Genomic DNA, 8441 nt, shown 5'->3' on the forward strand with positions numbered 1-8441 from the left:
TGGAGGAAGAGCGGATCCTCTATCTGGATTGTGACATGATCTTTACACAGGATTTATCGCCTTTGTTTGATATTGATCTTAAAGGTTATGGACTGGGGGCAGTGGTCGATAAGCCAACGACGACAGATGGATTTAATGCTGGACTTTTGGTGATTGATAAGACTTGGTGGCAAGAACACCAAGTGACAGAGGAGCTTTTTGATCTCACTCGTGAACACCATCAGCATGTTTATGGAGATCAAGGAATTTTGAATCTGTATTTCAAAGATGCGTGGTTTCCATTACCTTGGACCTATAATTTACAAGTGGGGTCTGATAAGGATCAATACCTCTATGGAGATCTAGACTGGTACGATGCCTTTCAAGGGATTCCGGCGGTCATTCACTACACCTCTCATAATAAACCTTGGACCTCCAAACGCTTCAATCGTTTTCGTGAACAATGGTGGTTTTACTATGCCCTCTCTTGGGAGGAGATTTTACTTCGAAAACCGATTTTGAAGCAAAATTATCAAGACCTAGTGGGAGAATTTCCTTATCATGCTGCCATTTATACCCATACAGCAGATATCCACGAGTTGGAGACGTTGTTAAAAGAGTTGCCAGACGTAGCGATTCATGTCCTTGCCCATAGCCATTTTGGTTTTAATTTGGTGCAATTGGAACGCTACCCCAACCTCTTTCTTTATCCCTCTTTTGATCCCTTGACCAGTCGAAAGGTCATAGAAAAATTGGATTTCTATCTGGATATCAATCCCTATGATGAGGTCGATCAAATCACGCAAACACTCAGTCAACAAGGCCTTCCGATTTTCTCTTTTGAAGGAACCAATCATGTAGAGAATGGTGTGAACCAAGTGTTTGCGGATGATCAGGTGCAGGAGATGGTGGCAGCGATTCGCGATTATTTAAAGAGAAATGAGAAGAAGCATGGAAGCAAATGAAGTAGTCAGTATCATCATTCCCATCTATAATGTAGAAGCTTATTTGAGGCAATGTTTGGAAACGGTTATCCATCAGACTTACCCGAATTTAGAGATCATATTGGTCAATGATGGTTCGCCAGACCAATCAGAAGAGATCTGTAAAGAATTTTTTAGGAAGGATGCGCGTATCCGCTACGTCCGTCAAGAAAATGGGGGCTTGTCTGCTGCTCGGAATACAGGGATTGAGTTAGCTACTGGTGATTACATTACCTTTATTGATCCAGATGACTGGGTGACGGAGGACTATGTAGAAGTGCTCTATCGCCAACTGAAGAAGTATGATGCGGATGTCTCGGTAGCCAACTATAACCTCTATGATGACAGTAGTAGCAAATACTTGATCAAGGTAACGGACGACGATTATTCAGAGACTCTTTATGAGGGGCGAGAAATCATGGACCACGATGCCATCCAGGAGACCAGAGATATGGCCTGGGCTTGTGCCATGATGAAGCTCTATAAGCGTAACTTATTTGAAGGGCTTCGTTTTCCGGTTGGAAAAAATGTTGAAGATAACTTTCTCATGTACAAGCTCTTCTTAAAAGTCCATCGGGTGGTCCATACGGAGAAATGTATTTATTGGTATCGCGTGGGTCGTTCAGATACTCTGTCCCAGGTTTGGACAGAAAAGCGGGTACTCGATGAGATGGAAGCCAAGCAAGAAAAATTGGCTCTTCTTGGGATGTTGGGCTATGATCTGACCTGGCACCGCTATATCTATAAAACGCGGTTGAAACGGGCTCTTGAAAAACTAGAAGAAGCTGGCTTACAAGAGTCAGAAACCTATGAGCGCGTGGTGATCAACCTCAGTTTCGTTGAAACCATGGACTAAGAACTTATTGATGAGAAAGGATCAGCATGTTCATTATTGCATCAGAGCAGACCAGAGAGCTGGATCGTTTGCGAAAATTATTGGACAAACTTGGCCAGCCCTACCGTGTGTTTGTGACCAATCTGGAAACAGATATAGCTGAACAGACAGAGAGTCTGGCGACCTTTTTTACCCAAAAAGACCCGGCATCAAAAGTTGGGAACCCTTTGTTTTTCAATAATTTAGAGGTTCCAGAATTATGGGAATGTTGGACCTTGGGGATCACGACCTATCTTTTTGATGGGGAGGAACGTCGTGCCAATGTGGTTTTACGAGGGGATATCTTGTCGCGAACGGTTGACAGAGTAGAGTGGTTTGGTCAGGGAGAAGAGATCGCATCTATTGATTTCTACAATCGCTATGGTTGGAGAAGCAAACGGAGTCTCCTTACGGAAGCTGGTCAACCATATTTAGACATTTATTTGAACCGTCAGCAAGAAGAAGTCCTGCTTCACTTTGTCTCACAAGGGACTTTTTTGCATCAACCCCCTAAAGGACGGGATCATCTGTATGCCAATAAAGAAGAGCTTCAAAAAGCTGTTCTGAAACAAGTCTTGCCGGAAGATGAAGCCATCCTTTTGATGGATAAAGCATTGTTAGATGTTGTGAAAGAGATACCAAAGGAGCGACTAGCTTACTGTGCTCGTGAAGCTCATGCTCTAGATGAGATCAAAGAGCAGGTTGGCCAGATTTTGTTGGTAGAAGATGGCCTTTTGAGTGAGAAAAAAGACGGAATCACGGCTCTGTCGGGGCTAGTAGACGTGGACCAGGAGAAGTTTCAGCCAGAAGCCTTGGTCATGACGGCTTCTCAAGAGGTCGAAGGCTTATCTAGCCTGGTCCATCAATTCCCACAAGTGACCTTTCACATTGCTGCTTTGACAGCTATGGGTCCGAAATTAACAGATTTAGTGGCTCGACCAAATGTACGCCTCTATCCAGGGATTTCGCTGGGAAATTATGAGAGTTTATTAGCTAGATGTTCTATTTATCTGGATTGCAACCAAGGTGAAGAAGTGATGAACAGTAGTATACGTGCTCTTGAAAATGGGCTAGTCTTGTTTGGTTTAAAGAGCACGGCGCACCAGGAAGCCTATAAAGAATTGAGCACGATTACCGATACAGTCGAAGAAATGAAACAGCAACTAGAAATATTGCTCCAGCATCCAGAGGCCTTCAAAGAAATGTTAAGAGAGCAAGTGCGGATCTTGGAACTGCCAGAAAAAGATGCTCTAAAAGAGATCTTTAAGCGATTAGAGGGAGGAACAGCATGACCATTTATACCTTTAATCTATTAGTGGGATTTGAACCCAATGGGGTCGATGTTGCACAAGCCTCTCGGGCAAAGATGCTCCGCGATTTGGGGGTGGCAGCTAGGTTCATATTTACGACTTGGCCCACTCCAGAGAAATTAGCCTATTACCTCTCTTTGGGGCATCGGGATGAGGAGTTGCTTTTTGCTCATTTAGGCTTTACAGATCAACAGACTACAGTCCCTCAAAAGACAGTGGGGGCCTTGCAAATGGAGTTTCAACTGACTCGTCTAGATGTTGTTGAAAAAACAGAAAGAGCCATTCGCTATCAATTTGCAGATGGAAACGCCTTGACCTTTCATCTGGATCCCTATCATCCAAACTGTGTCCGCTATGTGGATTATCTTTTATCTGGAAATATGATCAAGCGAGAGTATTATGGAGCTTGTAAACTTGCTACAGAGTATTTTCAGTATGGTAGTGTTCTCAGACGGACCTATCACAATCAAGATGGAAGTATCGCCTTTGAAGAATTGAAGTTAGGTGGAAGCTGGCTCTATAAACTGGGGCCTGAGATTTTGACCAACCATACAGAAGTGATGAGGCGTTTTCTGTCGAAACTTTCGCTCAAAGAAGGGGATCTGATTCTGCTTGATCGGGCTTCGCGCATGGATTTTGCCCGCCCTTTGTTGGAGAAAGATAATCCTTCCAAGCTCGCCATGGTGTTTCATTCGGAGCATGAATTTGAAAATGGCCATCTCAACTATGAGTACTATTATGTGTTCAAGTATGCCAAACGCTTCGATTACTTCATCACGGCGACGGATCTTCAAAAAGAAGTCTTGGAGCAGACACTTGCCAAACAAGGATGCCAAGGAATTCCGATCTATAGTATTCCAGTAGGGCATCTAGAAGAATTGACGGAATCACAAGGAGATCGACCTCCCTTTAGCGTGATCACAGCTTCCCGTTTGGATCCAAGAAAACGCATCGATTTAGCCATTCGAGTAGTGGCTCAAGCACAGAAACGACTCCCTGCCCTTCAGTTTGATATTTATGGAAAGGGTGGCGAAGCGGATAACTTGCGACACCTGATTCAGGAGTTGGAAGCACAAGACTCTATTCATCTACGTGGACATGCGGATCTAAAGCAGATCTATCCTTGCTATCAAGCCTACCTCACCACTTCTCAGTGGGAGACCTTTGGTTTGACCTTGATGGAGGCGGCTGGAGCAGGTTTGGCCTTGCTCGGCTTTGATGCCCGTTATGGCAATCCAACTTTTATAAAAGAGGGTGAAAATGGCTTTTTGGTACCTTATAGCGAGACAGTGCCAGAAGAACAATTGGTGAAAGAGTTGGCAGACAAGCTGGTTCAGCTCTTTGAAAGTGACCTTGCCCCATTTCATCAGGCTTCTTATGACTTGGCTTCTTGCTACCTCGCATCTCATGTCCAGGAACTCTGGAAAGAAACTCTAATAGAGATGGGACAATTAGGCGAAAAAGCAATATAAAATGAAGAATCTGTAGCGACAAAAAAGTCCTACAGATTTTTTCTAAGGCAAGCAAATTGAGCTAAATTATGGTAAAATAGAGGGTATTGAAAAATCATCAATTCACGAAAGGAAGCAAGATGAAAATTACGCAAGAAGAGGTAACCCACGTTGCCAATCTTTCAAAATTGAAATTCTCTCCAGAAGAGACAGCTGAGTTTGCGACAACTTTGTCGAAGATTGTCGACATGGTGGAATTGTTGGAAGAAGTGGACACAACCGGTGTAGCCCCAACAACGACCATGGCGGATCGTAAGACCGTATTGCGTCCGGATGTTGCTGAAAAAGGGACAGACCGTGACCGCTTGTTTAAAAATGTACCTGAAAAAGATAACTACTACATCAAGGTGCCAGCTATCCTAGAAGATGGAGGAGATGCCTAATGTCATTCAACCATAAAACCATTGAAGAGTTGCACGACCTCCTTGTCTCTAAGGAAATTTCAGCAACCGAATTGACTCAAGCGACACTTGACGATATCAAGGCGCGTGAAGAAGCAGTCAATGCCTTTGTGACGGTGGCTGAAGAAGCGGCCCTTGCACAAGCCAAGGCCATTGATGAAAAAGGAATCGATGCAGATAATCTTCTATCAGGGATTCCATTGGCAGTGAAAGATAACATCTCTACTGACGGCATCTTGACAACTGCGGCATCAAAAATGCTCTATAACTATGAGCCTATCTTTGATGCGACAGCAGTTGCTAACGCCAAAGCTAAAGGTATGATTGTTGTCGGAAAAACCAACATGGACGAGTTTGCCATGGGTGGATCTGGTGAGACTTCTTACTATGGACCAACCAAGAATGCTTGGGACCACAGCAAGGTGCCTGGTGGATCTTCTAGTGGTTCAGCAGCTTCTGTCGCTTCAGGGCAAGTCCGTTTGTCCCTTGGTTCAGATACCGGTGGTTCTATCCGTCAACCGGCTGCTTTTAATGGGATTGTTGGTCTCAAACCTACTTATGGAACGGTTTCCCGTTTTGGTCTCATTGCTTTTGGTAGCTCACTCGACCAAATTGGTACTTTCTCACCAACAGTTAAGGAAAATGCCCTCTTGCTCAATGTCATTGCCAGTGAAGATGCCAAGGATTCAACATCTGCACCTGTTCGTGTAGCAGACTTTACTTCTAAGATTGGTCAAGACATTAAAGGTATGAAGATTGCCCTTCCTAAGGAATACCTCGGGGAAGGGATTGACCCAGAAGTCAAAGAAACCATCCTTAATGCGGCGAAACACTTTGAAAAATTGGGAGCAACTGTCGAAGAAGTTAGCCTTCCACACTCTAAATACGGGGTTGCCGTTTACTACATCATCGCTTCATCTGAAGCATCTTCAAACTTGCAACGTTTCGATGGGATTCGCTATGGTTTCCGTGCGGAAGATGCCAAGAACTTGGATGACATCTATGTGAACACTCGTAGCCAAGGCTTTGGTGATGAGGTTAAACGTCGGATCATGCTGGGTACCTTTAGTTTGTCATCTGGTTACTACGATGCTTACTACAAGAAAGCTGGTCAAGTTCGTACCCTCATTATCCAAGACTTCGAAAAAGTCTTTGCGGATTACGACCTTATCCTTGGTCCAACAGCTCCAAGCGTGGCCTTTGATTTGGATTCGCTCAACCATGATCCGGTTGCCATGTACTTGGCTGACCTCTTGACCATTCCAGTCAACTTGGCAGGTCTTCCAGGGATTTCGATTCCCGCAGGTTTTGCGCAAGGTCTTCCGGTTGGGTTGCAGTTGATTGGTCCCAAGTATTCTGAAGAAACCATCTACCAAGCTGCAGCTGCCTTTGAAGCAACGACGGATTACCACAAGCAACAACCCCTTATTTTCGGAGGTGACAATTAATGAACTTTGAAACAGTCATCGGACTTGAAGTCCACGTTGAATTGAATACAAACTCAAAAATTTTCTCACCAACCTCTGCTCACTTTGGGAATGAGCAAAATGCCAATACCAATGTGATTGACTGGTCTTTCCCAGGGGTGCTTCCTGTCTTGAACAAGGGTGTTGTGGATGCTGGTATTAAGGCTGCTTTGGCGCTGAATATGGATATCCATCAGCACATGCACTTTGACCGTAAGAACTATTTCTACCCTGATAATCCAAAGGCTTACCAAATTTCGCAATTTGACGAGCCGATCGGTTACAACGGTTGGATTGAAGTGCAATTGGAAGACGGCTCAACTAAGAAAATTGGGATTGAACGGGCCCACTTGGAAGAAGATGCTGGTAAGAACACGCACGGAACAGACGGTTTCTCTTATGTAGACCTTAACCGTCAAGGGGTTCCATTGATCGAAATCGTTTCTGAAGCAGATATGCGTTCTCCTGAAGAAGCCTACGCCTATTTGACAGCCCTCAAAGAAGTTATCCAATACACTGGTATTTCAGACGTCAAGATGGAAGAAGGATCGATGCGGGTGGATGCCAACATTTCCCTTCGCCCATACGGCCAAGAGGAATTTGGTACCAAGACGGAGTTGAAAAACTTGAACTCCTTCTCAAACGTCCGTAAAGGTCTTGAATACGAAGTGGAGCGCCAAGCGAAAATCTTGCGTTCAGGTGGGGTCATTCGTCAAGAAACACGCCGTTATGATGAAGCCAACAAGAGCACGATTCTTATGCGTGTCAAAGAAGGAGCGGCGGATTACCGTTACTTCCCAGAACCAGACCTACCACTCTTTGAAATCTCAGATGAGTGGATTGAGGAAATGCGTACGGAGTTGCCAGAGTTTCCAAAAGACCGTCGTGCTCGCTACGTGGCAGAACTTGGCTTGTCTGATTATGATGCCAACCAATTGACAGCGACGAAAGTCACTTCTGACTTCTTTGAAGCAGCTGTAGCCCTTGGTGGCGATGCCAAACAAGTGTCTAACTGGCTCCAAGGTGAAGTGGCACAATTCTTGAACGCAGAAGGCAAAACGCTAGAAGAAATCCAATTGACACCAGAAAACTTGGTAGAAATGATTGCCATCATCGAAGATGGAACGATTTCATCTAAGATTGCCAAGAAAGTCTTCGTTCACTTGGCGAAAAACGGTGGTGGAGCGCGTGAATACGTCGAAAAAGCTGGCTTGGTACAGATTTCAGATCCTGAAGTCTTGATACCAATCATCCACCAAGTCTTCGCAGACAATGAAGCAGCCGTAGCCGACTTCAAGTCAGGTAAACGGAATGCGGACAAGGCCTTCACAGGTTTCCTAATGAAAGCAACCAAAGGCCAAGCCAACCCACAAGTAGCCCTCAAGTTACTTGCCCAAGAATTGGCGAAGTTGAAAGAGGATTGATAGAAAAAGAACCAGCCGAGAGGTTGGTTTTTACTATCCATAAAATTGTGTTAGAATAGGAAAGACCATTACATATCAACTAGCATTAGGAGGAGTCACATGAACAAATTTTTAAGAGTTTTATTTATCCTAGTCATTATCGCTATGTCTGGAGCGATTATCTTCCAACTATTCTTTCCATCCTATATGGGAAGTCATTCGGGATATGGTATTTCTGTCGGTTGGCAACGGGAGATTGGGATTTGGAATATGGCAGTCCTTGTGATCCTGATTGCTGTCAATCTCAAATACGATTGGTTTTATCTTCGAACGGTTCTATTGGCTTTGATCCTAGGTGGGCTTGGGATCGGTACTAATCATCTCTTCAGTTATTTTCACTATCATCTGCCGGTCAATGGGATCGGTGCGCTTGAAAATTATCTCCTAGTCCTTGGTTGGATTGTTGGGTGGAGATTGGAATCTTCTCGGATCAAGAAGAAATAAGAAGGAGCAG

Annotated in this window: 8 protein-coding genes; all 8 read left to right on the forward strand. The window is 44.4% G+C overall.

The genetic code is table 11. The features are described 5' to 3' along the window. Nucleotides 1-944: glycosyltransferase (locus PAN06_RS11815; protein WP_269796407.1), on the forward strand; the 944-nt coding region annotated here is incomplete at its 5' end. Continuing rightward, entirely contained in the window at nt 931-1818 is an 888-nt protein-coding gene (locus PAN06_RS11820; protein ID WP_269796408.1) for a glycosyltransferase family 2 protein, read from the forward strand. The genes PAN06_RS11815 and PAN06_RS11820, both read left to right, overlap by 14 nt. Before the next feature lie 26 nt (nt 1819-1844). Beyond that, the gene (locus PAN06_RS11825) at nt 1845-3128 is read left to right on the forward strand and encodes an accessory Sec system glycosyltransferase GtfB (RefSeq protein WP_269796409.1); all 1284 of its coding nucleotides are present in this window, start codon (nt 1845-1847) and stop codon (nt 3126-3128) included. Continuing rightward, nucleotides 3125-4618: a glycosyltransferase gene (locus PAN06_RS11830; RefSeq protein ID WP_269796410.1), complete on the forward strand. Its 1494-nt coding sequence runs from the start codon at nt 3125-3127 to the stop codon at nt 4616-4618. Before PAN06_RS11825 ends, PAN06_RS11830 begins: the two co-directional genes overlap by 4 nt. A 119-nt stretch (nt 4619-4737) precedes the next feature. Next, nucleotides 4738-5040, forward strand: a complete 303-nt coding sequence (gene gatC / locus PAN06_RS11835) for an Asp-tRNA(Asn)/Glu-tRNA(Gln) amidotransferase subunit GatC (RefSeq protein ID WP_002884769.1) — start codon at nt 4738-4740, stop codon at nt 5038-5040. Then, a complete protein-coding gene (gatA, locus tag PAN06_RS11840) occupies nt 5040-6506 on the forward strand; it encodes an Asp-tRNA(Asn)/Glu-tRNA(Gln) amidotransferase subunit GatA (protein WP_269796411.1) in 1467 nt (488 codons plus the stop codon). The genes gatC and gatA overlap by 1 nt, the downstream gene beginning before the upstream one ends. Continuing rightward, on the forward strand, nt 6506-7948 hold the full coding sequence (gene gatB / locus PAN06_RS11845) for an Asp-tRNA(Asn)/Glu-tRNA(Gln) amidotransferase subunit GatB (protein WP_031572934.1): 1443 nt from the start codon (nt 6506-6508) through the stop codon (nt 7946-7948). The genes gatA and gatB overlap by 1 nt, the downstream gene beginning before the upstream one ends. 99 nt (nt 7949-8047) lie before the next feature. Next, complete coding sequence (locus PAN06_RS11850) at nt 8048-8431, forward strand: hypothetical protein (RefSeq protein WP_269796412.1); 384 nt, start codon at nt 8048-8050, stop codon at nt 8429-8431. The last annotated feature ends 10 nt before the right edge of the window (nt 8432-8441 follow it).

This window comes from Streptococcus sp. SM3 (assembly GCF_027497875.1).